This window comes from Pseudonocardia xishanensis (genome assembly GCF_039541715.1).
In the GTDB taxonomy this organism is placed as follows: domain Bacteria; phylum Actinomycetota; class Actinomycetes; order Mycobacteriales; family Pseudonocardiaceae; genus Pseudonocardia; species Pseudonocardia xishanensis.
Genome location: NZ_BAABGT010000134.1, coordinates 1 through 1,816 on the forward strand (window position 1 = coordinate 1; position 1,816 = coordinate 1,816).

The window sequence follows — 1,816 nt, forward strand, 5'->3', positions numbered from 1 at the left end:
CGCAGCTCAAGCGGGTTGTGACTGGAGGACGGCGAAGAAGTATCTCTCGCCGGACGCCCCGAGCGCACCGCCGCGGGCGAGCTCACGGGCGGGCACGGTGCCCAGGCTGGTCGACCCGTTCACCGATGTGATCGACGCCTGGCTCGCAGATGATCCGGGCTTGTTGGCCACGGTGATCCATGAGCGGTTGGTCGCCGACTACGGCTTCACCGGGCACTACCAGCGGATCAAGGTCTACTGCGCGCAGGCGAGAGCGCGGATCGAGCTGGAGTCCGACGCCCAGGGGCGCCCGCCGGGGCTGCACCGCCGGTTTGAGGTCGTCGCCGGCGCGCAGGCCCAGGTCGACTGGGGCGACGAGGGTGCCCTGCTCACCGCGGGCGGGCAGGGGCGCAAGGTCTACTCGTTCCACATGACGTTGTCCTACTCGCGGGACCCGTTCATCTGCTTCACCACCAGCCAGGACCTGGCCACGTTCTTCGACTGTCACCGCCGGGCATTCGCCCACTTCGGCGGGGTCCCGGCCACGATCGTCTACGACCGCACCAAGACCGTCGTGCGCCGCCACGTCGCTCCCGGGCGGGCGGTCCCGCTGCACCCGCAGGCGGCGGCGTTCGCGGCGCATTACGGGTTCGCCATCGACGTGCTCGCCGCCTACCGGCCCACCGGGAAGGGCCGGGTCGAGCGGCAGGTGCGCATCGGGCGTGACCACGTCCTGTCCGGACGCCGCTTCAGCACGCTGGCGGAGCTGGATGCGGCGTTCGCCGCGTGGGTGCCGATCCGACGCCGCCAGGTCCACCGCACCCACGGCGAGGTCATCGGCGTCCGCGCCCTTCGCGACCACGCCGCGCTGGGCCCGTTGCCGCAGTTCGGGTATGCGGTCACCGAGACCCACCTGCGTCGCGTCGGGAGGGACGCGTTGATCTCCTTCGCCGGGTCCTCCTACTCCGTCGCCGCCCGAGCCGCCGACCGCCGCCCCACGAAGGCCGGGCAGCGGGTCGAGGTCCGCGTCGGGGTCGAGCACCTGGAGATCTGGCGGCTGCCCGTCGACAGCCCCGACCGGACCTCGATGCTCCTGGCGCGGCACCCACTCGCGGCCGTTCGCGGGCAGATGGTCGTCGACCCCGGGCACTGGGCCGAGCTTCCCGACGGCCACACCCGCTCCACCACCCTGGATGCCCTTGATCCCGAACCTGTTGCCGCGCAGCAGGTCTCGGAGCAGCAGCCGGTCTCCGCGATGTCGGGGTCGATGGTGTTCGGTGAGGCCAGAGCCGCGCTCGAGGTCGCCGTCGCTCGACGCCCGCTGGCCTACTACGACCGTCTCGTCGGGCTGACCACACCACCGGATCCGTCGCCCGATGTTTCAGCCGAGAGCGCGGCGCAGAACACCGGTGAGTCGTTGGTTGGTGCGGCATGAGTGAGCTGATCACCAGCCGGATCACCGCCCACGCGACCCGGCTCGGGCTGCCGCACCTGGCCGAGAACCTCGCCCTGCTCGTCGAGCGGGCCGAGGCCGACTCCATGGGCTACCGCGAGTTCATCGACACCATCCTCGGCGAGGAGCTCGGGCTGCGCGAGGGACGCCGGTTCCGCACCGCGCTCAAGCTCTCCGGGCTGCCGCACCACAAGACCCTCGACGAGTTCGACTTCGCCTTCCAACCCGACCTCGACGTCCGCAAAATCCGTGACCTCGCCGCACTCGCGTTCGTCGAGGCCCGCGGCAACATCGCCCTACTCGGCCCACCCGGCACCGGGAAGACCCACATCGCCGTCGCGCTCGCCGTCGCCGCCTGCCAAGCCGGACACTCGATCTACTTCA

The 1,816-nt window shown here is 71.1% G+C and carries 2 protein-coding genes; both read left to right on the forward strand.

The window, feature by feature from the left end; translation table 11 throughout:
- Positions 1 to 1,414: IS21 family transposase (gene istA, locus ABD993_RS36475; RefSeq protein ID WP_345428966.1), on the forward strand; the 1,414-nt coding region annotated here is incomplete at its 5' end.
- Positions 1,411 to 1,816, forward strand: a 406-nt coding sequence (locus ABD993_RS36480; protein WP_345428968.1) for an ATP-binding protein, incomplete at its 3' end; no start/stop codon positions are given. The genes istA and ABD993_RS36480, both read left to right, overlap by 4 nt.